We start from the raw sequence: 22,161 nt of genomic DNA on the forward strand, positions 1-22,161 counted from the left end.
CCGCTCTCAGTGCGTTCTGCGGCCGGCACCCGCGGACATGGGAGTGGCCATGTCCGGGCCGGCCGGTTCGAAGTCCCCGAACGTCTTCAGGATCTCCGCGGGCGCCCGAAGGTCCGCCCGATCGAGGCCGTCGCGGCTCTCGATCGCCCTCGTCACCACGGACGGCCCGGTCCGGGCGGGGCCGCGCCCACCGCCGGGCATGAAGTCGTGCACCCACGCTGTGCCGGGCATGGACGTGTTGACGCCGTGCGGGACCCAGTCCTGCTGTTGCGTCACCGCGAACACCTCGTCATCTCGGGGGAGGACATCAGCTTACCGACCTGCTGCAAATGATTGCTGGGCCATCGGGGTGACCGGGCGGCCACCCGATCGGGTGCTGTCCATATCAACCGAACGGCACCTATTGTGTACCGCTCTGCTAAGCGTAGCGATTTCCTGGCGCCCGCGCACGGACACCACCGGGTGACGGAAGATCGTGTCCCCACATTTGGCCGACGGCCCGCAGTTCGACATATCAGCGCAGGTCAGCCGCGCTTTCAGGAAACGCGTGATCTCCGGCGGGTTCCAACCGGCCCGCATCCGCCTAGATGTCGGCCTCCACCAGCGGAAACATGATCTCGATATCGCTCTGGGCGGGCGCGGTCCGGCGAGCCCGCCCAGAGGTCACCCACGGCAACACCCAGATAACACCGGGTACCGAAGTGACAGTGAGTTCACGCCGGCCGCATTTCGGTTCGCGGTTTTACTCCGATCCAGCGAGTTTCGCCCCCGATCAGTGAGCGCCGAAGGCGCATTGATCCCGTTCAGCGGGGGTGTCCATGTGCGTAGGAAATGTGTTCGCCGTCCGAGATCACCATTGCCAAACCTCGTTCGAGTGAAGTTCAGGTCAGTTCGCCTTGGCGACCTGAACCGGTCGCCCCGACCGCCACGGCAGCACCTCGCCATCCCGGATGAGCTCCCCGTACCGCGCGGGATCCACCGGCGCGAACACCAGGTCCAGGATCGGCACGGCCGCCGCCGCGGGTGTCCTGGCCTGGCTGAAATCCTCGAACCACGGCCGGGACAGGGGCGTGTCCACCAGCCCGGGGCACACCGCGGCGACAAGCGTCCCCTCGGCGAGGTCACGCTCCCGGCGCTCGGCGGCCACCGCGCGGACCGCCGCGACCTGGGCGACCTTGGACGGGATGTTGATCCACTCCGGCCAGCCGCGCGACACCGCGGTCCCGTCGTGCACCGAGGCCACCCACTCGTCGACGACCCGCGAAACCTCGTCCAGCGACACCCCATCCAGTAATGGCTGAACCCGAGGGTCCAGCCGTCCCAGCGTCCCCAGCGAGCTGGCGACCACGATCAACCGCCCACCCGGCCGCGATATCGGCCCGAACGACCGCAACACCGCCTGAGCCCCGCCGTTCGCCACCGCCACGAACTCGTCCACCTGGGCGGCCTGTGATCGTTCCGGCGTCAGCATCGCCGAGGCATTGGAGATCACGATGTCCACCGCACCAACGGCTTTGGCAAAGGCGGCCACGTCTTCGGGTGAACTGACGTCGAGCACCCGGCCTTCCACGCGCGCCCGCGCCGACGCAAGCGAAGCGGCGGCCGCCTGCACCCGCTCGGGGTTCCTTCCCGTGAGGAGGACCAGATCCGCCGGCTCCAGGCGTTCGGCGAGACCCGCGGCCAACGCGAACCCAAGTCCCTGGTTGGCTCCCGTGACAACAGCAACAGTCATGACACCAACGCTATGACCGCCAAGGGCATGCAACAAACGAAAGTTTCGCACATGTGGTATGCGTAAACGTCATGGAGCTGAGCATGACGGGGCTGCGCGTGTTCCGGGAGGTCGCCGAGCGGGGCAGCCTCACGGCGGCGGCGACCGCGCTGGGGTACACGCAGTCCGCGATCTCCCGCCAGATCGCCACGTTGGAGAAGGCCACGAAGGAGACGCTCCTGGAGCGCCGCCGGGATGGCACCAGGCTCACCGCCGCCGGGCATGTTCTGCTGCGGCACGCCGTTCGGATTCTCGACTCGCTCGACTCGGCCGAACGCGAGCTGGCCGGGCTGCCGGCGCAGGCGGGCACTGTCCGGTTGGGATGGTTCACCAGTGCGGGCGCGGTCCTCGTGCCCACGGCGATTGCGGCTTTGCGCCGGAGTCACCCGAGTATCAAGGTGATCACTCGGGAGGGCAGCACGCCCGCCCTGATCCGAGCACTGCGGGCGGGCACTGTCGACATGGCGATCGTGGCCGCCGAGCCGCCGTACCGCCCGCTGGACGCCGAGTCACCCAGGCTCAGGACGCAGACCCTGGTCGAGCGAAGCCTTTGCGTGGCGGTCCCTTCTACTCATTCGTTGGCCCAGCAGGATGCGGTGGACGTGCGCGATCTCCGTGGTCAGACGTGGATCAGCGGGAGCGCGGCCAACGAGATGGGCATCTGGCCGGGTTTGGACGAGCGTCCCGAGATCGCCCACACCGCAAGGGATTGGTTGGCCAAGCTCCGGCTCGTCGCGGCGGGTTGCGGGATCACCACGGTCTCCGCTTCGTTTGCCGCTGTGGCACCGACGGGCGTGAAGGTTCTGTCCATCAGGGACTCCCGGGAGACGCGTCGCGTTGTCCTGGCGCGGCTTCCGCACCAGCTCACCGAGCCTGCCGCCCGTGTGGCGGACGCCCTTCAGGACGCCGCGGCCGCCTCCTCGTAGTCCAGGCGTTCCAGTTCGCGCCGCACCGCCTCCTCGTCGAGGTCCTCCGCTGAGGTCAACGCCTCGCGCTGGGCGGCGAGCACGCTTCGGCGGAACGTCTTCGTGGTGTCCCGGAAGGCGTGCGCGTCGATCTCCTCCATCTCGTCGTCGGCCGACCTCCGGGCGTTGATGGCGGCGACGTAACGTTCCTTGAACCGGGCCAGCACGGCCGGGTCGACGTCCGGCGGCGGGTTCTGGTAGATCGCCACAACCGCCTGCCTGGCCGCGGTGTCGGCGACCTCGCGGGCCCGGTGGGTCGCCTCCGCCTCCTCGAGCTGGTCCGCCTCGTTGGAGATGGCCAGCTTCCGGATGAGCCAGGGCAAGGTCGGGCCCTGGATGAGGAGGGTGCCCACGGCCACGATGAAGGCCAACGCCTGGATGACATCCCGCCCGGGAACCGCCGGCGGGACACCAGCGGCCGCGGCCAGGGTCACCACGCCCCGCATCCCGCTCCACGAGATCACGGCGACGTGCTTCCACGGCATGGATCTCCGCCGGCGCAGCATTCGTCCAATGAGGACACTACGCCCGTAGCTGAGGTACACCCACACCGGCCGGACGGCCAGCACGGTCACGAGCACCACCAGGGCCTGCACCGCGAACCACCCAGACACATGGAGGTCGGCGAACACAAACCGGCATTGCAACCCCATGTACGCGAAGACGAAGGCCTCCAGCAACGAGTCCAGGCTCATCCACACCTGCCTGGCCTGCAACCGCGTGGCGAACCCAGCCGCAGAGTCCTTCGCTCCCAAGGTAAAACCAGCCATCACCACCGCCAGCACCCCCGACGCATGCACCTCCTCAGCCAAGAGGTACGCCGCGAAGGGCACCAACAATCCCACCGCGGTCTCCAAGGCACTTTCCTGGAGCCGCAACCGCACCCAGTGCACCACAAGCCCCACCAACAGCCCGACCAAACTGCCCACCACAGCCCCGTACACGAACAGCAGGACCGGGTTCCCGAACAACGTCTGTTCCCCAGTCGCCGCCGCCACGGTCAGCGTGAAGATCGTCAGCGCGGCGGCGTCGTTGACCAGACTCTCCCCCGTCAGGATCGCCATCAACCGGTTCGGCAACCCCAGCTGCCGCCCCACCGAGAGCGCGGCCACCGCGTCCGGCGGCGCCACCACAGCCCCCAACACCAACGCGGACACCAACGTCAACCCCGGCACGATCCACGCCGCGACCACCCCCGTGACCAAAGTGGACACGAGGACCATGGTCACGCCCAGCAACAGGATCGGCCGGAGGTTGCGCCGGAAGCTCGTGAACGAGAAGTTCAACGCCGCCGAGTACAGCAACGGAGGCAGCACCACACTCAGGATGAGCCGATGATCCAACTCAAACCTGGGCAACCCCGGCACAAAGGAGACCGCCGACGCCAGCACCACCACGACAAGCGCCGGTTGCAACCCACGCCGATGCGCCAACGCAGTGACCACAATCGCCCCGAAGACCACCAACAGAAGCTGAATCGCACTCACCTCCCGACCAAGCAACCACCCCGAAGACCTCAGCCTCCAAGCCCACCGTGTCGCGGCAGGCTACCGATGTCTCGGCAGACCTTGTATGCAAGGGGCAATCAGGCCAGCGAACCGAGATCCGACTGGGTACTGGTGGTGCCCTGCGTTACGCCCCAAGCGACCCCCAACCCAGCCTCCCGCATGACCCAACGTCGAACGCCTCGAGCCCGGCACTGAGACCCAACCGCACCCTAACCCCGTCCCCACCCCGAATTCCCTTACTCCGCACGTGTGGCGGTCAACTGCCACATCGCCAGCCGGAGGTTCCCCCGTTCGTCCACCGGCACCTCCAAGGCCGCGGCCCGAGGAACATCACTCTCCGGCACCAAAGCCCGCACCATCCCCAAGAACGCCTCCCCGTTCATGTTGGTGTCATACAGCGCCGGCCCCAGGTGCGTGATCGTCCACTTGGAACCCACCGTCTCGCGGAGGTTGGCCTCCGTAATCCGGAACGGCGCAGGGAACTGAGCCGGAAGATCCGTCGAGAAGCAGAAGATGTGCAGGAGAGCACCCGGACGAGTGACACGCACCAACGCGTCCACGTACTCGTGACGCTGCGCCGGAGTCAAGCAGTGGTACAGCGCACTATCCACGACGGTGTCAAACCGCCCCTCCAGCCCCGCAAGGGAAGTCGCCTCGCCCTGCTGGAAGTCGATGCCGAGGTCACCCGCCCGCCGCCTGGCCTCCGTGAGGGCGGTCTGCGAACCGTCCACTCCGGTCACCGCGAACCCCCGCGAAGCCAGGAAGATCGAGTTGTTGCCCAGCCCGCAGCCGATGTCCAGCACGTCGCCGCGGACCTGCCCGGAGTCCACCAGCGCGACGAGCGCCGGCTGCGGCCGCCCGATGTCCCACGGCATGGTGCTCCCCATCGCCGTCTCACCCTGGTACCACTGCTCGAAGTCGACGTCATCCTGCGCGAACGCCATGATCGCCTCCCAGTTATTCAACGCCCGATGAACTCATCATGCCCCGGACGTCAACCGCGCGCAACGCCACCAACATCAGCCCGGCGGTGACCATGAACGCCGCCCCATAGCCAGTCACCCCAGCAAGAACCCCGAACCCGGCAGCGCCCAGGCCCCACCCGGAGTCGTAGGCGACGTTCCACACCGCGCTGACCGTGCCGTACTCGGACTTGGCCACGCGCTGCAGCATCACGGACAGCGACGCGTTCTGGACCACCCCGAACCCGGCCCCGAACACCAACATCGCGACAACAGGCGACACCACGACCAAGAAGATCCCCAGCGCACAGGCCAGCAACCCAGGCAGCAGCAACCGCCCAGCCCCATGCCGATCGCCGTACCGCCCCGCGAACAGCCGGGCAAAAGTCGTAGTCACCGTCTGAACCAGCAGAGCCAAAGAAGCGTTGCCAACGGCCAAAGGCAGGAACGCGGCGGCGATCCCCGCAGCGGAGGTCGTCGCGAAGAACACCAGCGACGGCCGCACCAATGCCGGAGAACGCAACCCGGCCAACACCCCCACCGACGAACCAGCAGCCCCCACCGCCGGAATCCAAGGCACAACAGCGAGTCCAGCCAAAGCGGCACAACCGGCCAGCAAGAACACGACCGAGCACCCCGCAGACCCCGCCAACCAAACCCCAACAGGCAAACCAAGCACGCCCGGCAAGCTCACCACCACACCAACGAGCCCAAGCCCCTCACCCCGCCGCGAAGGCGGCACGAGCAGCGCGACCAGAGCACCCGCAACGACCACGATCACCCCGAACCCCAACCCGCAAAGCACGCACAGCACAACAACCAGATCAACGCCAGAAACCAGTGGCAGAGCCAAAGCCGGTAGACCTAGCAGTGCTAACCCCAGCGCCAGCACGGATCGGTACCCGTACCGTGTTATCAGCCGGGGCGTCATGACCTCGGTGACCATGCACGACACCATCAGCGCGCCCGTCGCCAAGCCGACAGCGCCCGAACCACCGGCGCCGATGTACAGCGGAACCGTGGCCAGCAGGAGGTACAGCGCGGTGAGTGCGCCGAAGTTGGCGGCCAGCACGCGCAGCAGGGAACCGGTGAGGAGGCGGGTCTCGGTGGTCGTCATGACAGGAACGCTAGGTTCACAACCGGGTCAGGATTAAGCTCCAATTCCATGTCCGTGGAGTGGTCCGGTTTGGGTCCCGAGCTGTTGGTCAAGCTCGATCGCGACACCACGACGCCGCTGAAGACCCAGCTCGAGAGCACCCTCCGCACCGCCATCCAGACCGGCCGCCTGGGGGTCGGCGAGCGCCTGCCGTCGTCCCGGGAACTGGCCAGCACGCTGGGCATCTCCCGCGGCCTCGTCCAGGACACGTATGCCCAGCTGCAGGCCGAGGGCTACCTGACCACGCGGGTCGGTTCGGCGACCCGCGTCGCGAACACCGCCCAGCTCCCGCCCGCCACGCCGCGGCCCGCGAAGCCCAGGATCGGCACGGACTTCGCCGCGGGCGTGCCGGATCTGGCCAATTTCCCCAGGAACGACTGGGTGTGGGCGATGCGCGAGGCGTGCCGGTCGGTGCCGAACGCCATGCTCGACTACGGCGATCCGCGCGGCAGCCCGCAGCTGCGCGAGGTCCTGGCGGCGTATCTGCGGCGGGTCCGGGGCGCGGCCGCCGACCCCGAACGGATGGTGATCTCGACCGGGTTCTCACAGGGTCTCGCGGTCACACTGCGGGCGTTGGCGGCCAACGGGATCACCAAGATCGCCTTCGAGGATCCCGGCTACGCCGACACAAGCGTGGCCGCGTGCGCGCAGTCCGGGACAACCGCGATCGCTGTTCCGGTCGACGAGGACGGGATCGACGTCGACGCACTGGACGCAACACCCGCCCGCGCGGTGGTGCTCACGCCGGCCCACCAGTGGCCGACGGGCGTGGTCCTTGCGCCGCAACGACGCCAGGCCCTCGTGGAGTGGGCGGCGCGCAAGGACGCCGTGATCATCGAGGACGACTACGACGCGGAGTTCCGCTATGACCGCGAACCCGTGGGCGTCCTGCAGGGCCTCGCCCCCGACCGGGTGGTGGCGATCGGCACGGTGAGCAAGTCGCTCGTTCCGGCGGTCCGGCTGGGCTGGGTCGTCTGCCCGCCCGGGCTGGCCGACGCGGTCGCCGAGCAGAAGTCGTTCAGCGACCGCGGCTCGCCCGGGCTCGACCAGCTGACCCTCGCGCGCATGATCGAGTCCGGCCGGTTCGACCGGCATCTGCGCCGGATGAGACCGGTGTATGCGCAACGCAGAACAGCTTTGGTCGAGGCACTGGCGAATTTCGGGATCGAGGTGACCGGCCTCGCGGCCGGGTTCCACGCCGTCGCGCACATCCGCGCGGACGAGCATGCCGTGATCGAAATGGCTCGTGAGCAGGACGTCGGCCTCTACGGGATGAGCGCGCAACGGTCCAACCGCGCGGCCACGCCATCCCAGCTCGTGCTCGGTTTCGGCAATCTGACCGAGCGTGCCATCCAAGCGGGGATCGCCAAGGTCGGCCATCTGTTCGACACTTGACGCAGGTCATCCTCGTGAGTGGTTACCAGTACAACCACTCACGAGGGATCGGGCCGAGCCCGGGGGGTTCCTCGGGGCGCCGGACTGGCGTACGGTTGTGTATACCGTATGCAGATGGAGTGTCAGGAGATGAGCATGACCCCCGACCCGGACCGGGTGCGTGCGGTGATCGACGCACATCGCAGCGACCGAGGCGCGCTGCTGCCCATCCTGCACGGCCTGCAGGCGGAGTTCGGCTACGTCAGCCAGGACATGGTGCCGATCCTGGCCCACGAGCTGAACATCTCCCGCGCGGACGTGCACGGCGTGATCACCTTCTACCACGACTTCCGGCCCGAACCGGCCGGTGCGACCGTCGTCAAGCTGTGCCGCGCGGAGGCGTGCCAGTCCGTCGGCGCCGAGAAGCTCGTCGAGCACGCGCAACAGGTCTACGGCGTGAAACTGGGGCAGACCACCCCGGACCGCTCGGTGACCCTGGAGCAGGTCTTCTGCCTGGGCAACTGCGCGCTGGGGCCCGCCGCGCAGATCAACGGCAAACTGCACGGCAAGCTGGACGCGAACCGCTTGGACGCGCTTATCCTGGGAGCGGAGACGGGGAACGCATGACTGGACCAATGCTCGACCCTGCGAGCAGCTCTTCGGTGACGGTGTACGTCCCGCGCGACTCGGCGGCCTGTTCGGTCGGCGCGGACGAGGTCGCGGCCGCTTTCGAGGCGTCCGGGGCGGGTGTTCGCGTGGTGCGCAACGGTTCCCGCGGGATGTTGTGGCTGGAACCGTTGGTGGAGGTCGTGACCGACGCGGGCCGGATCGGCTACGGGCCCGTGACCCCGGCCGACGTCCCCTCCATCCTGGACGGCACGAACCAGGAGCTGAGTCTCGGCCTGGTGGAAGAACTCCCCTGGATGGCCGCGCAGAACCGGTTGTGTTTCAAGCGGGTCGGGGTCACCGATCCGCTGTCCGCGGACGACTACCTTTCGCATGGCGGAATGGAAGGCCTGCGCAAGGCGATCACGTTGGCTCCGGCCGATGTTGTGGCGCAGGTCACGGAGTCCGGGTTGCGCGGCCGCGGCGGCGCCGGGTTCCCCGCGGGCATCAAGTGGAAGACCGTGCTGGACACGCCGGGCGAGCTGAAGTTCGTCTGCTGCAACGCCGACGAGGGCGACAGCGGCACGTTCGCCGACCGGATGCTGATCGAGGGCGACCCGTTCTGCCTGATCGAGGGCATGACGATCGCGGCATACGCGACGGGCGCGACCGAGGGGTACATCTACCTGCGCTCCGAGTACCCCGATGCGGGCCGGACGCTCAAGCAGGCGATCGAGATCGCGTACGCGCGCGGCTGGCTCGGCCAGAACATCCTGGGCTCCGGCCACACGTTCGACCTCTTCGTGCGGATGGGCGCGGGCGCGTACATCTGCGGCGAGGAGACCTCCATGCTCGACAGCCTGGAGGGCAAGCGCGGCATGGTGCGGGCCAAGCCGCCGATCCCGGCCATCACCGGGCTTTTCGGCAAACCGACCGTGGTGAACAACGTGCTCACCCTCGCGTCGGTGCCCGCGATCCTGGCCGACGGCGCCGAGGCGTACGCGGCGCTCGGGATGGAACGTTCCCGCGGCACACAGGTTTTCCAGCTGGCCGGCAACATCGCCCGCGGCGGGGTCTTCGAGACCGCGTTCGGCATGTCGCTCGCCGAGCTGGTCAACGACTTCGGTGGCGGCACCCGGTCCGGGCGCCCGGTGCGCGCGGTGCAGGTCGGCGGCCCGCTCGGTGCCTACCTCCCGGCCGACCGGCTCGACCTCCCGCTGGACTACGAGGCGTTCGCCGCGGCGAACGCGATGCTCGGGCACGGCGGGATCGTGGTCTTCGACGACACCGTCGACATGGCGGCGATGGCCCGGTTCGCGATGGAGTTCTGCGCCGAGGAGTCCTGCGGCAAGTGCACACCCTGCCGGGTCGGCTCGGTGCGCGGCGTGGAGACCATCGACAAGATCGTGGCCGGCCAGGACACCGACACGAACCTGGCGCTGCTCAACGACCTCTGCGAGCTGATGACCGATGGATCGCTGTGCGCGATGGGCGGTCTCACGCCGAACCCGGTGCTGAGCGCCCTCAAGCACTTCCCGGACGACTTCACGCCGAGAACCGCGCTGCCGATAGCGGCGGTCTCCCACCAGGAGAAGACATCATGAGCCTGATCAAGGAACACGACCTGGGCACACCGGCGCAGCCTGGCGAAGCGACGATCACGGTGGAGGTCGACGGCCACCCGGTGACCGTGCCCGAGGGCACGTCGGTGATGCGCGCGGCCGCCTTGAGCGGTATCGACATCCCGAAGCTGTGCGCGACGGACAGCTTGGAGGCGTTCGGATCCTGTCGCCTGTGCCTGGTGGAGATCGACGGCCGCAAGGGAACCCCGGCCTCGTGCACCACACCGGTCGCGCCGGGGATGAAGGTCCGCACGCAGACCCCGCGGCTGGAGAAGCTCCGCCAGGGCGTGATGGAACTGTACATTTCGGACCATCCGCTGGACTGCCTCACCTGTTCCGCCAACGGTGACTGCGAACTGCAGGACATGTCCGGCGTTGTCGGCCTGCGGCAGGTCCGGTACGGCTACGAGGGCGAGAACCACCTCGACCTGCTCACCGACGAGAGCAACCCGTACTTCAACTTCGAGGCCTCCAAGTGCATCGCGTGCTCGCGGTGTGTCCGGGCGTGCGGCGAGATCCAGGGCACGTTCGCGTTGACCATCGAGGGCCGCGGCTTCGAGTCCAAGGTGTCCGCCGGTGGCGTGGACTTCATGAACTCCGAGTGTGTCTCTTGTGGAGCGTGCGTCCAGGCCTGCCCGACGGCGACGCTGCAGGAGAAGTCGGTCGTCGACCTGGGCATGCCGACCCGCAGCGTCGTCACCACTTGCGCGTACTGCGGTGTCGGGTGCTCGTTCAAGGCCGAGCTGCGCGGGGACGAGCTCGTGCGGATGGTGCCGTACAAGGACGGTGGCGCCAACGAGGGGCACTCGTGCGTGAAGGGCCGGTTCGCGTTCGGCTACGCGACCCACCCGGACCGCAAGCTGGAGCCGATGATCCGTGAGTCCATTCAGGACGAATGGCAGGTCGTCGACTGGGAGACCGCGATCACCTACACCGCTCGCAAACTGCGTGAGGTGCAGGAGAAGTACGGCCAGGGCTCGATCGGCGGGATCACCTCCTCGCGGACCACGAACGAAGAGGTCTACGTCGTCCAGAAGATGATCCGGGCCGCGTTCGGCAACAACAACGTCGACACCTGCGCCCGCGTCTGCCACTCCCCGACCGGGTACGGCCTGAAGCAGACCTTCGGGACCTCGGCAGGCACGCAGGACTTCAAGTCGGTGGCCGCCGCTGACGTGATCGTGGTGATCGGCGCCAACCCGACCGACGCGCACCCGGTGTTCGCGTCGCGGATGAAGAAGCGGCTGCGGGAGGGCGCCAAGCTGATCGTGGTCGACCCGCGCCGGATCGACCTGGTCCGTTCGCCGCATGTCGAGGCGCAGCACCACCTCAAGCTCCAGCCTGGCACGAACGTGGCCGTGGTCAACGCTTTCGCGCACGTCGTGGTCACCGAAGGGTTGGTGGCAGACGACTTCGTCGCCGAGCGGTGCGAGGGGTACGAGGACTGGGCCGAGTTCATCGCCCGCCCGGAGAACAGCCCGGAAGCCACCGAGTCGATCACCGGCGTACCCGCGGCCGAGCTGCGCGCGGCCGCCCGGTTGTACGCGACCGGCGGCAACGCGGCGATCTACTATGGACTGGGCGTCACCGAGCACAGCCAGGGTTCGACGATGGTCATCGGGATGGCCAACCTCGCCATGGCCACCGGCAACATCGGCCGGGACGGCGTCGGCGTGAACCCGTTGCGCGGTCAGAACAACGTGCAGGGTTCGTGTGACATGGGCTCGTTCCCGCACGAGCTGTCGGGATACCGGCACGTCGCCGACGACGCGGTGCGCGAGACCTTCGAAGCGGTGTGGGGCCGTCCAGTGCTGCCCGAGCCGGGCCTGCGGATCCCGAACATGTTCGACGCGGCCATCGACGGCTCGTTCAAGGCGTTGTTCGTGCAGGGCGAGGACATCGCGCAGTCCGACCCCAACACCAAGCACGTTTTCGCCGCGTTGGAGTCACTGGACCTGTTGGTGGTCCAGGACTTGTTCATCAACGAGACGGCCAAGATGGCGCACGTGTTCCTGCCCGGTACGTCGTTCCTGGAGAAGGACGGCACGTTCACCAACGCCGAGCGCAGGATCAACCGGGTGCGGCCGGTGATGGCGCCGAAGACGGGCAAGCACGAGTGGCAGGTCGCCTGCGAGATCGCGGAGGCCATGGGTTACCCGATGAAGTACGGCAACCCCAGCGAGATCATGGACGAGATCGCGGCCCTGACCCCCACCTTCGCGGGCGTCAGCTTCGACAAACTCGACAAGCTCGGCAGCGTCCAGTGGCCCTGCAACGACAACGCCCCCGAGGGCACACCCATCATGCACGTGGACGGCTTCGTCCGCGGCAAGGGCCACTTCGTCCCCACCACGTTCGTCCCCACAGACGAGCGGAGCACCCGCAAGTACCCGCTGATCCTCACCACCGGCCGGATCCTGTCGCAGTACAACGTCGGTGCCCAGACCCGCCGGACCGCCAACGTCGCCTGGCACCCCGAAGACCTCCTGGAAATCCACCCCCACGACGCCGAGGTGCGGGGAATCAACGACGGCGACATGGTCTCCCTCGCATCCCGCGTAGGCGAAACAACCTTGCGCGCGATGGTCTCCGACCGCATGCCCGTCGGCGTGGTCTACACAACATTCCACCACCCCATCACCGGCGCCAACGTCGTGACGACCGAGAATTCGGACTGGGCCACCAACTGCCCGGAGTACAAGGTCACCGCGGTCCAGGTGGGCCTCAAAACCCAGGCCGTCCCCACCCAAGAAGCCCACGAGGAACGCCCGATCACCGTCCTGACCGACTGATCAACTGATCGACTGACCAGCCTGGCTCCTGACAGAGAGATCAGACCCACGACGATGACAACCCACCACCATCACCACGGCCCCAACCCCCAGGTGCGCCTCGCGAATGAGATAGCGGTCCAGTTCCACCACCGGAACACAAAGGAAGCGGCGGAGGAAATAGCCAACCACATCCGCCTCTTCTGGGACCCCCGCATGCGAAAAGACCTGATGCACAACATCCAGACGGACCCAGCCTCCCTAGACCCCCTTGTCCTGGAAGCCGCCAAACATCTAGCCCCATAACCCCAACGCGCCAAGCATCCCGCCCGGCCCGCCGGGCGGGATGCTCGCATATAGGCGGCGACTGCAGGCCTCTGGGGACGCACCGGAAGCCTCCCGAGCAGGCGCAAGAGTGCGTCTTGGTTCTAGTGCCGTGACTGAGGTATGAGGTGTAGCTGAGGCTTGCGGTTGTGTGTCGGCGCATGCCAAACGGGATCTTCGTGCCCTCGCCCTCTGGGTGGCGCTGCCGCGCGGCGAGCGCTCTTCCGCGCCACCTAAAGGCAAACGCTCTTCCGCCACCTCATGGCAGCGCTCTTTCGTGCCACCACAAGCCAGCACTCCTCAACGCCACCCTCAAGGCACGCGCAAAGAACCACCTCAAGGCACAAGCAGAACCTTCCCCATCACAGCCCGGCTCTCCAGCGCCCGATGAGCCTCCCCCGCCTCCCCCAACGAAAAAGTAGCTCCGATCACCGGCCGGATCACCCCAGCAGCAGCGGCGGCGAAAACCTTCCCAACCCGCCGCCGGAACTCCCCACCGAAAGTAGCCAACTGCTCCATCCCCCGAACCCGAACAGAACCATCCCGGGGAACATCAGCCGGCGCTCCACTGGCGTTCCCGTAGTTCGAGAACCACCCACCCTCCCGAACCACCCCGAAAGCAGCAGTCCCCGCCTCCCCACCGACCCCGTCAAAAGCAACATCAACCGCCCCAACCGAACCAACCCCGGAGTACCCGACCACAACGTCCGCCCCCAACTCCTTGACCAGAGCCAACTTGGCCTCCCCAGAAGCCACCCCCACCACACGCACACCCCTCTCCCGCAGCAACTGCACAAGCAAAGTCCCCGCACCTCCAGAAGCGGGCTGAACCAGCGCAGTAGCACCCTCACCCACCGGAGCCGTCTCGACCAAAGCCAGCGCCGTAGCGCCATCGTGAAACAGAGCCATCGCCTCGGGAAGCCCAACCCCTTCAGGCACAACAAAAAGCGATCCAACCGAAGCAACCGCCTGACTCAAGTACCCCACTCCAGAATGCCCGTAAGAGGTGTTGTCACCCCCAACGACCACTCTCCGTCCCACCCAGTCCCCGTCCACACCATCCCCAACCGAAAGCACAACCCCAGCCACCCCACCCCCAGGAACGTAAGGTGGCTGAACGGGAAAGTACTGGCCGCCCATCCCCCGCCGGATCCAGGTGTCCACGAAGTGAACCCCGGCAACGGCAACATCGATCACCACCTGCCCAGCCCCCGCGACGGGATCGGGCAACGTACGAACCCGCAGCACCTCGGGCCCACCGAACGAGGTGACTTCAACAACGCGCATGTGTGTTTCCTCCCTGTGTCACCTCCAGCCTGAAACCTCAACCACACCTGAGGTCAACCCCCAGAGGTCTCGTACGAGTACTCGCGCTTGACTAGTCATACCTACTCGTGTTTGAGTAGTCGTGTGAATTCGACGAGGTTGTTCGTGTTGGGGGCGCTGGCCAAGGACGGGCCGATGCACGGCCACCAGATCCGGCGGCAGGCGCAGGAGGATCGCACCGAACTCTGGACGGACATCAAGCCCGGGTCGCTGTACGGGGCGCTGCACCGGATGGCGGCCGACGGCGTGGTCGAGGTCGTGCGGACCGAGCAGGAGGGCAACATGCCGCCGCGCACGGTCTACGGGATCACCGAGGCAGGCTGGGAGGAGCTGGCGCAGCACCGCGACGAGGCGCTGCGCACGGTCCGGTTCCCGCCGGACCCGGTGGACCTCGCCCTGTTGTACGTCGACGACCTGTCCGCCGACGACGTGCGGGCCGTGATGACCGCGCGGCGGGACGAGATCGCGCAGCGGCTGGCCGGCTGGCGGACGCTGCACGAGCAGGCCCGGCCCCACCTCAGGGGCCTGGAGGCGATCACCTTCGAGCACACCTTGTTCCGGTTGGAGGCCGAACTGGCCTGGCACAACAAGTTCTTAGGGGAGACGACGTGAGCGTAGTGATCGCCGGCGGCGGGCTGACCGGCCTGTCGGTGGCGCTTTTCCTTGGTCAGCATGGAATCCGGACCACCGTGGTGGAACGGCACAAGACCACTTCCATCCATCCCAAGGCGCGCGGGTTCAACGCCCGCACCATGGAGATCCTGCGCGGCGCCGGCCTGGAGGCACAGGTCCGCGAGGCCGGCGCGGTGCTCAGGGACAACCACGACCTGCTTTTCTGCGAGACGCTGGACAAGCCGCCGTTCCGGCGGATCGAGGCGCCCCCGGCGGTCAACCCGGAGCTGGCGGTCAGCCCGGCGCCGTCGGCGATGTGCGCGCAGGACGAGCTGGAGCCGATTCTGCTCGCGGCGGCGGTGGACCTGGGCGCGGACGTCCGGTTCGACAGCGAGGTCCAGGGCTTCCGCCAGCGCGACGACAAGGTCGAGGTGACCGTCGACGGCGAGGTGATCGAGGCGGACTACCTCATCGCGTGCGACGGCGCCCGCAGTGAGATCCGGGAAAGCCTTGGTATCGCGTTCAAGGGCGACGGGTCGACGTTCCCGAGCGTGGGCATCTCGTTCCGGGCCGACCTCAAGGACCTCACCGAGGATCCATTCATCATCGCGCGGACGTTCCACCCGGAGGCGCCCGGGGTCATGCTGCCGATCAACAACGGGGACCGCTGGGTGTTCCACGTCCGGGTCAACGAGCCCACGCAGTTCACCGACGAGCAGTGCAAACGCCTGATCCGCACGGCGACCGGCCGCCCGGAGCTGGACATCGAGCTGGTTTCGGTGCTGCCATGGGACGCCACCTCGGCCGTCGCGGAGAAGTACCGTCAGGGCAGGGTCTTCCTCGTCGGCGACGCTGCCCACCTGGTCCCGCCGACCGGCGCGTTCGGCGCGAACACCGGCATCCAGGACGCGCACAACCTCGCCTGGAAGCTCGCGTTCGTCCTCAAAGGACAGGCGAGTGAGCACCTTCTGGACACCTACGAACAAGAGCGCAAACCGGTCGCCGAGATGACCGCGGACCAGGCGATGCGCCGCCTGAGGGCCTGGGAACAGCACTCCGGCGAGGAGTACGAGGACGACCTGGTGGTGATCTTCGGCTCGCAGTACGTCTCCAGCGCGATCGACAACGCCGTTCCGCGCCCACTGCACCTCCCCACCGACGGCGTGCCGGGAACCCGTGTCCCGCATCTCTGGCTCGACGAGACAACGTCCACTCTGGACGTCATCGGCCAGGATTTCACGCTGTTCCATGGCGATGGCCGGTGGCATGAAAGCCCCGTGAAAGCGCACAAGGCCGACATCCAGGGCGCGATGCTGGTGCGGCCGGATGGTTACGTCGCGTGGCGTGGCGAAGAACCTGCCGACCTGACCGAACTGATCGCCAAGCTCACCGGGGCCGCCTATGATCCGCGGCATGAGCAGCTTTGACCGGGGTGACCACGAGTTCCGGGGCTTGATGGGGTCGGCGCCGCAGCAGATGCTGGCGGATCTCCGCGAGCGTGCGCCGAAGATCTATGACGCGATCATCACCGGGTTCCGGGAGACCATCGGCCAGCCTGAGCTGAGCCGGTATTCACGAGAGCTGGCAACGGTCGCGATGCTCGCGGCGTTGGGTGGCGCCGAACCGCAGCTCACGTTGCACACCCAGGCCGCGCTGCGCAACGGCGTCGAGCCGGACGAGCTGATCGCGTTGTGTGAACACATTTACCCGTACGCAGGTATGCCGCGAGCGTTGAACGCCCTGACGGTGATCGACAAAGTCCTCACCGATGCGGGTCACCCCAGGCCAGCACCACTCAAGACCGTACAACTCGGCGACCACGAGACCGTGGTGGCGCAACGAGGTGACACAGGGACGGCGGTACTGCTGGTCCACGCGATCTCGTTGGACTGGCGGATGTGGGAGCCGGTCATGAACGAGCTCGGCAAGAGCCGCCGGGTGTTCGCATACGACCTGCGCGGTCACGGCCGCGCGATGGGTGCGCCCGCGGCCACGTCGATGAATGAGTACACATCGGACCTGGTGGGCGTGCTCGACGCGCTCGACCTGGACCGCGCTCACGTTGTTGGGTTGTCGTTCGGCGGCGGCGTTGCTCAGGCCGCCGCCGTAACGCATCCCGAGCGGTTCGCGTCACTGTCGTTGCTTGCCACGGGCGACACTCCGAACGATGAGGTGTTCGAAAACCGTGCCGTGGCAGGGGAAACCGAAGGCATGGCCGCGCAGATCGTGCCGTCGCTGACGCGGTGGTTCACGCCCGCAGCGTTGGCGGCCAACGGCTGGGGTGTGAAGTACGCGCGGGAACGGATGTTGCGCGCGAACCCGGCGGACTGGGCGGCGACCTGGCGGGCGTTCAAGACCCTGGATGTGCACGGGAAACTGGGCACGTTCGAGTCGCCGGTGCTGGTGGTGGCGGGCGAGGCGGACCTGAGCGCCACGCCCGCGTCCATGCGCGAGATCGCCGGCCGCATCCCCGGGTCGCGGTTCGAGGAACTCCCCGGCACCCCGCACATGCTGTCGCTCGAGCAGCCCGCACTGGTGGCGGAGACCCTCGGACGGTTCATCCCCTAGCCCGGACGAACGGGGAACACACCCCCGACGAACGAGGGACACACCCCCGACGAACGGGGGACACGCGGCGGAGCAACGGGGGACACGCGGGGGAGGAAAGGGGGACACGCGGGTGGGGCGGGTATGCCTTGACAGGTATATGCGGGTGGAGGCATATTGGGTGGGTGGATGCCTTTGCTGTGCTGGCGGAGCCGACGCGGCGGCGGATTCTGGATGAGCTCCGGCGCGCCGAGAGCAGCGTCAACGAGCTCGTCGCGAGTCTCGCGGTCAGCCAGCCGACCATGTCCAAGCACCTGAAGGTGTTGCGGGAGGCCGGTTTCGTGTCCGTCCGCACGGCCGCGCAGCAGCGGGTGTACCGGATCGAGCGGGAGCCGTTCACGCGGGTGGACGCCTGGCTCGAGCCGTACCGGCAGCTGTGGACCAAGCACCTGGACGCCCTGGAGCGTCACCTCGACACCATGGAGTGACGATGACCCACGAGCCGACCCAAGAGCCGGCCTACGAGCCGAGCCCGCTGGCCGATGTAGACTGCCGGCCGAGCGGTGACCGCTGGCAGCTGATCTTCGTGCGCGACCTGAAACACCCGCCGGAGAAGGTGTGGGCCGCGCTGACCACGCCGGAGAACCTGGAGAAATGGGCGCCGTACACGGCCGATCGCGACCTCGGCGAGACAGGCGAGGCGACCCTGACCATGATCGATGGCGACACCCAGATGGACATGAAGGCCGAGGTGCTGCTGGCCGAACCCGGCAAGGTCCTCGAGTACTCCATGGGCACGGACCTGTTGCGGTGGCAGCTCGAGCCGTCCAGCGCCGGGACCCAGCTGACGTTGCTGCACACCGTGCAGGACAAGGACTGGGTGCCCAAGGTCGCCGCCGGCTGGCACATGTGCCTTGACGTGGCGGAGAAACTGCTCGACGGCACGCCGATCGCGCCCATCCGCGGTGCCGACGCGGTCAACTACGGCTGGCTGGACCTCAACTCCGCCTACGCCGACCGGCTGTCCATTGAGGACACCGGACTTCCCGGTCACCTCAGCGAGTGAACCGTTCGATCTGGGCGGCCACGCCGTCCAGGTAGACCGACAGGCCGAAGTCGAAGTCACCGGTGTCCGAGGGCTCGAAGTCCTCGGCGCCCTCGAAGAACCCGTCCGCGACCATTTCGGCCAGCGCGGGAAGCTGGTGCGGGTCAACGACTTTGCGCAACCCCGCGGCGTAGGAGCCACTGAACGGCGCGGGGTTCTCGGCGTATCCGGCGGCCAGGTCCAGCGCCAGCCGGTAGCCGCCCTGCACGTACGTCACCAGCCCCATCACCAGGCTGTACTTGATCTCGTGCGGCAGGTCCAGGCCGCGCAGCGTGCCCAGCGCCCGGTCGAACCACATCAGGTTGCGCGGGCCGAACGGCGGCGCGCTGATCGGGATGTGGACGAACCACCGGTGCCGGGACACCGCGGCGAAGACTCCGCGCGCCCACAGCGTCATCCCGGCTCGCCAGTCCGCGTCGGCCGGGAACTCCGGCGGTTCCTCCAGCGCCGCGTCGGCCATCAGCATCAGCAGTTCGCGCTTGCTCTTGATGTGCCGGTACAGCGCCATTGTGGAGTTGCCGAGGTGCGCCGCGACCCGGGCCATCGACACCGCGTCCAGGCCTTCGGCGTCCGCGACCTCGACCGCGGCGGTGACGATGTCGTCGACCATGAGCCCGGGCTTCGGGCCGCGCTTCGGCGTTTCGCGCAACCGCCACAGCAGCACCAGATCCGGCGAGAGCTCCTCGGTCATGACCGTCAGTCTAGGGTCTGGCGCGCTTCACTGCGTATCAGCTACGCTAATTCGCGTATCTCATACGCAGTAGTGGGGAGGGGTCATGATTGTCGAGGTCAACGGCTTACGGAAGGCCTACGGCGGCAAAGTCGTGCTGGCCGGGATCGACCTGGCGGTGCCCGAGGGGTCGGTCTGCGCGCTGCTCGGGCCGAACGGTGCCGGCAAGACCACCACCGTGCGCATCCTGACCACGCTGACCCGGCCGGACGCGGGAAAGGTGCTGGTCGCCGGGCATGACGTGGTGCGCGAACCGGGCAAGGTCCGCGCCGGGATCAGCCTCACCGGGCAGCACGCGGCCGTGGACGACCAGCAGACCGGCCGCGAGAACCTGGTCATGGTCGGCCGGCTGATGCACCTCGGCCGGGCAGGCGCCCGCAGGCAGGCCGCCGACCTGCTGGAACGGTTCGACCTGACGGACGCGATGGACCGCCGGGTGCAGACCTACTCCGGTGGCATGCGGCGCAGGCTCGACCTGGCGATGAGCCTCATCGCCGCTCCTCGGGTGATCTTCCTGGACGAGCCGACCACCGGCCTGGACCCGGCCAGCCGCACGACCATGTGGGACGCGATCAAGGACCTGGTCCGCACCGGCACCACGATCCTGCTGACCACGCAGTACCTGGAGGAGGCCGACCGGCTGGCCGACCAGATCGTGCTGATCGACAACGGCCAGGTCGCCGCGCGCGGCACCGCGGACGCGCTCAAGGCCCAGGTCGGCGGCCACCGCCTGGACCTCACCTTCGACAGCACGGGAGCCCTCACCCAAGCCATGGACCTGCTCGGCGGCCTGAGTGACGCAACTGTGCTGAGCGTGCCGTCGGACGGGTCCGCCGAGCATCTCCGGCAGGTGCTGAACACCTTGTACACAAACGGTATACACGTTGTATCCGCGTCGTCGCACCGGCCGACCCTGGACGACGTCTTCCTGAGCATCACCGAAACCACTGCCCGCCAAGGAGTTCCGGCATGACCACGCACACCGGGCCGGCCAACGCTCTCAGCGACTGCCTGACGATGATCGGCCGCAGCATCCGGTTGAGCCGCCGTCAGGTCGACACCCTGCTGATGTCCATCCTGTTGCCGCTGCTGATGATGGCGCTGTTCGTGTACGTCTTCGGCGGCGCGATCAACACCGGCACCGGGTACCTCAACTACGTCGTGCCCGGAATCATCTTGCTGTGCAGCGGATACGGCGCCGCGTCCACCGCGATGTCGGTCGCACAGGACATGAGCAGCGGCATGATCGACCGGCTCAGGTCGCTGCCGATCCGCGTTTTCGCCGTGCTGAACGGACATGTCGTGGCCAGCGTGGCCCGGAACGCCGTGTCGACGGCGGTCGTCATCGGCGCGGCGGTGGCGATGGGGTTCCGGCCGGGCGCCGGCCTGGACGACTGGCTGCTGTCGATCGGCCTGCTGCTGGTCTACGTCCTCGCGTTGTCCTGGCTGGCCGCCGGGCTGGGCACGGTCGCGCGCAGCGTGGAGTCGGCGAGCGCGCTGAGCTTCTTCATGCTGTTCCTGCCGTACCTCAGCAGCGCGTTCGTGCCGGTCCAGACCATGCCGTCGTTCCTGCGCGGGATCAGCGAGAACCAGCCGATCACGCCGGTCATCGAGACCATCCGCGGCCTGCTCACCGGCACGCCGATCGGTGACAACGGCTGGATCGCGCTGGTCTGGTGTGTCGGGCTGCTGGTGGTCTCGTTCGCGATCGCGACCTGGCTTTACCGCCGCCGCACGCGGTCCTGAGTCAACCAGGGTGGTACCGCAGGATCGAACTCCTGCGGTATTTGCCCGCCCGCCCCCAGGTCCTAGCATCGGCTGCGGGGGTGATGGACAGTGAGCACAACGCGGTTCCGCTTACTGGGGAGGGTGACCGCGGTACGCGCGGGGCAACCAGTGCACCTCGGCCGTCGCCGGGAGCGCTGCCTGCTTTCCTTGCTGCTCCTGCGAACCGGCGTGGCAGTACCGGTCGACCGGCTGATCGACCTGCTGTGGGACGGAAACCCGACGCAGAACGCACGGGCCTGCTTGCACACTCACGTTTCCCGGTTGCGCACCAGGCTCGGCGACGAGGTCCCGCTGATCGCACGCGACGGCGGGTACGTCGCCGACGTCGATCCGGGCACGGTCGACGCGCACGTCTTCGTGTCCCAAGTGGACCTGGCGACGACCGTCGAGGACGCAGGCAGGCGCGCGGAGACGTTGAGGAACGCACTGAACCTGTGGCACGGACCGGCTTTGGCCGATGTGGCGTCCGACCGGCTCCGCGACCGGATCGCCAGCGGCCTGACCGAACTACGGCAAAGGGCACGAGAACTGTTGGTGGACACGGAAATCGTCCGCGGCAACCACGAACGCGTCCTGGCGGACCTGTTCGCGCTCACCGCGGAGTATCCCTTGCACGAGCGGCCGACCGGCCAGCTCATGCTCGCTTTGTACCGCGCCGGAAGGCAACCGGACGCGCTCCGGCAGTACCACCGGCTCCGGACCCGCCTGGCCGAGGAGCTCGGCGTGGACCCCGGTCCCGAGCTCCAGCAGCGCTATGCGGCGATCCTCCGGCACGATCCCCGGCTTTCGGCTGTTCGCTCTGCCTGAGCGACGCCCAGGCAGCGAACCATCAGTGGATGTAGGGCCGGACGGTGTCCGGGCTGATGACATCAGTGGAGCCAGCGAGGCGCGGACGCGGCTGGGACTGACGGGAGTTGTTCCGCTCGAGGCCATAGACCACGAGCGCCAGGATGAGGACTAGCAGCGCAACGGTCATGGCAGTAATTTTGCGGTA

At 67.6% G+C, this 22,161-nt stretch carries 22 protein-coding genes; 14 read left to right on the forward strand and 8 right to left on the reverse strand.

The window, feature by feature from the left end:
* Positions 1 to 6: 6 nt before the first annotated feature.
* Both AB0J95_RS27015 and AB0J95_RS27020 read right to left on the reverse strand, forming a co-directional pair.
* On the reverse strand, positions 7 to 276 hold the full coding sequence (locus AB0J95_RS27015; RefSeq protein WP_364763380.1) for a hypothetical protein: 270 nt from the start codon (positions 274 to 276) through the stop codon (positions 7 to 9).
* Between the two features lie 610 nt (positions 277 to 886).
* Positions 887 to 1,732 (reverse strand): SDR family NAD(P)-dependent oxidoreductase, encoded by an 846-nt coding sequence (locus AB0J95_RS27020; RefSeq protein ID WP_364763382.1) that lies wholly within the window; start codon positions 1,730 to 1,732, stop codon positions 887 to 889.
* 83 nt (positions 1,733 to 1,815) lie between these two features.
* Between AB0J95_RS27020 and AB0J95_RS27025 the strand changes: the two genes are divergently transcribed.
* Positions 1,816 to 2,697: a LysR family transcriptional regulator gene (locus AB0J95_RS27025; RefSeq protein WP_364763385.1), complete on the forward strand. Its 882-nt coding sequence runs from the start codon at positions 1,816 to 1,818 to the stop codon at positions 2,695 to 2,697.
* On the opposite strand, the gene AB0J95_RS27030 is transcribed toward AB0J95_RS27025, so the two are convergent.
* The 3 genes from AB0J95_RS27030 to AB0J95_RS27040 form a co-directional block, all read right to left on the reverse strand.
* Complete coding sequence (locus tag AB0J95_RS27030) at positions 2,670 to 4,199, reverse strand: sodium:proton antiporter (RefSeq protein ID WP_364763388.1); 1,530 nt, start codon at positions 4,197 to 4,199, stop codon at positions 2,670 to 2,672. The genes AB0J95_RS27025 and AB0J95_RS27030 overlap by 28 nt on opposite strands.
* Positions 4,200 to 4,480: 281 nt before the next feature.
* Entirely contained in the window at positions 4,481 to 5,188 is a 708-nt protein-coding gene (locus AB0J95_RS27035) for a class I SAM-dependent methyltransferase (RefSeq protein ID WP_364763391.1), read from the reverse strand.
* Between the two features lie 13 nt (positions 5,189 to 5,201).
* Positions 5,202 to 6,323: an MFS transporter gene (locus AB0J95_RS27040; RefSeq protein ID WP_364763394.1), complete on the reverse strand. Its 1,122-nt coding sequence runs from the start codon at positions 6,321 to 6,323 to the stop codon at positions 5,202 to 5,204.
* 48 nt (positions 6,324 to 6,371) lie between these two features.
* Between AB0J95_RS27040 and AB0J95_RS27045 the strand changes: the two genes are divergently transcribed.
* From AB0J95_RS27045 to AB0J95_RS27065, 5 genes are all read left to right on the forward strand, one after another.
* Complete coding sequence (locus AB0J95_RS27045; RefSeq protein WP_364763397.1) at positions 6,372 to 7,757, forward strand: PLP-dependent aminotransferase family protein; 1,386 nt, start codon at positions 6,372 to 6,374, stop codon at positions 7,755 to 7,757.
* A 114-nt stretch (positions 7,758 to 7,871) separates the two neighbouring features.
* Positions 7,872 to 8,363 carry a formate dehydrogenase subunit gamma gene (locus AB0J95_RS27050; RefSeq protein WP_364763400.1) on the forward strand — a complete coding sequence of 164 codons (492 nt, stop codon included), beginning with the start codon at positions 7,872 to 7,874 and terminating at the stop codon, positions 8,361 to 8,363.
* 35 nt (positions 8,364 to 8,398) lie between these two features.
* The gene (locus tag AB0J95_RS27055; RefSeq protein ID WP_364763403.1) at positions 8,399 to 9,946 is read left to right on the forward strand and encodes an NADH-quinone oxidoreductase subunit NuoF; all 1,548 of its coding nucleotides are present in this window, start codon (positions 8,399 to 8,401) and stop codon (positions 9,944 to 9,946) included.
* Positions 9,943 to 12,756: a formate dehydrogenase subunit alpha gene (gene fdhF / locus AB0J95_RS27060; RefSeq protein WP_364763406.1), complete on the forward strand. Its 2,814-nt coding sequence runs from the start codon at positions 9,943 to 9,945 to the stop codon at positions 12,754 to 12,756. Before AB0J95_RS27055 ends, fdhF begins: the two co-directional genes overlap by 4 nt.
* A 54-nt stretch (positions 12,757 to 12,810) precedes the next feature.
* A complete protein-coding gene (locus AB0J95_RS27065) occupies positions 12,811 to 13,041 on the forward strand; it encodes a formate dehydrogenase subunit delta (RefSeq protein WP_364763409.1) in 231 nt (76 codons plus the stop codon).
* A 354-nt stretch (positions 13,042 to 13,395) separates the two neighbouring features.
* On the opposite strand, the gene AB0J95_RS27070 is transcribed toward AB0J95_RS27065, so the two are convergent.
* Complete coding sequence (locus tag AB0J95_RS27070; protein ID WP_364763412.1) at positions 13,396 to 14,346, reverse strand: zinc-binding dehydrogenase; 951 nt, start codon at positions 14,344 to 14,346, stop codon at positions 13,396 to 13,398.
* A 123-nt stretch (positions 14,347 to 14,469) separates the two neighbouring features.
* Between AB0J95_RS27070 and AB0J95_RS27075 the strand changes: the two genes are divergently transcribed.
* From AB0J95_RS27075 to AB0J95_RS27095, 5 genes are all read left to right on the forward strand, one after another.
* Entirely contained in the window at positions 14,470 to 14,997 is a 528-nt protein-coding gene (locus tag AB0J95_RS27075) for a PadR family transcriptional regulator (protein ID WP_364763415.1), read from the forward strand.
* A complete protein-coding gene (locus AB0J95_RS27080) occupies positions 14,994 to 16,424 on the forward strand; it encodes an FAD-dependent monooxygenase (protein WP_364763418.1) in 1,431 nt (476 codons plus the stop codon). Before AB0J95_RS27075 ends, AB0J95_RS27080 begins: the two co-directional genes overlap by 4 nt.
* Positions 16,411 to 17,565 carry an alpha/beta fold hydrolase gene (locus tag AB0J95_RS27085; protein ID WP_364763421.1) on the forward strand — a complete coding sequence of 385 codons (1,155 nt, stop codon included), beginning with the start codon at positions 16,411 to 16,413 and terminating at the stop codon, positions 17,563 to 17,565. The genes AB0J95_RS27080 and AB0J95_RS27085 overlap by 14 nt, the downstream gene beginning before the upstream one ends.
* A 164-nt stretch (positions 17,566 to 17,729) precedes the next feature.
* Positions 17,730 to 18,032, forward strand: coding sequence for a metalloregulator ArsR/SmtB family transcription factor (locus tag AB0J95_RS27090; protein ID WP_364763424.1), 303 nt, complete (start codon positions 17,730 to 17,732; stop codon positions 18,030 to 18,032).
* A 2-nt stretch (positions 18,033 to 18,034) separates the two neighbouring features.
* Positions 18,035 to 18,610, forward strand: coding sequence for an SRPBCC family protein (locus AB0J95_RS27095; RefSeq protein WP_364763426.1), 576 nt, complete (start codon positions 18,035 to 18,037; stop codon positions 18,608 to 18,610).
* Here AB0J95_RS27095 and AB0J95_RS27100 read toward each other — a convergent pair.
* Positions 18,600 to 19,340: a TetR/AcrR family transcriptional regulator gene (locus tag AB0J95_RS27100; protein ID WP_364763429.1), complete on the reverse strand. Its 741-nt coding sequence runs from the start codon at positions 19,338 to 19,340 to the stop codon at positions 18,600 to 18,602. The genes AB0J95_RS27095 and AB0J95_RS27100 overlap by 11 nt on opposite strands.
* Positions 19,341 to 19,425: 85 nt before the next feature.
* Here AB0J95_RS27100 and AB0J95_RS27105 point away from each other — a divergent pair, with 85 nt between their 5' ends.
* The 3 genes from AB0J95_RS27105 to AB0J95_RS27115 all read left to right on the forward strand — a co-directional run bounded on the left by AB0J95_RS27105 (position 19,426) and on the right by AB0J95_RS27115 (position 21,974).
* Positions 19,426 to 20,352 carry an ATP-binding cassette domain-containing protein gene (locus AB0J95_RS27105; RefSeq protein WP_364763432.1) on the forward strand — a complete coding sequence of 309 codons (927 nt, stop codon included), beginning with the start codon at positions 19,426 to 19,428 and terminating at the stop codon, positions 20,350 to 20,352.
* Positions 20,349 to 21,125, forward strand: coding sequence for an ABC transporter permease (locus AB0J95_RS27110; RefSeq protein WP_364763435.1), 777 nt, complete (start codon positions 20,349 to 20,351; stop codon positions 21,123 to 21,125). The genes AB0J95_RS27105 and AB0J95_RS27110 overlap by 4 nt, the downstream gene beginning before the upstream one ends.
* A 123-nt stretch (positions 21,126 to 21,248) precedes the next feature.
* Positions 21,249 to 21,974 carry an AfsR/SARP family transcriptional regulator gene (locus AB0J95_RS27115; RefSeq protein WP_364763438.1) on the forward strand — a complete coding sequence of 242 codons (726 nt, stop codon included), beginning with the start codon at positions 21,249 to 21,251 and terminating at the stop codon, positions 21,972 to 21,974.
* Positions 21,975 to 21,996: 22 nt separating this feature from the next.
* Here the strand turns inward: AB0J95_RS27115 and AB0J95_RS27120 are convergent, their stop codons facing one another.
* Positions 21,997 to 22,143, reverse strand: a complete 147-nt coding sequence (locus AB0J95_RS27120; protein ID WP_364763441.1) for a hypothetical protein — start codon at positions 22,141 to 22,143, stop codon at positions 21,997 to 21,999.
* Positions 22,144 to 22,161 lie beyond the last annotated feature (18 nt).

This window comes from Actinocrispum sp. NPDC049592, from assembly GCF_040675465.1.
Classification (GTDB): Bacteria; Actinomycetota; Actinomycetes; order Mycobacteriales; family Pseudonocardiaceae; genus Kibdelosporangium.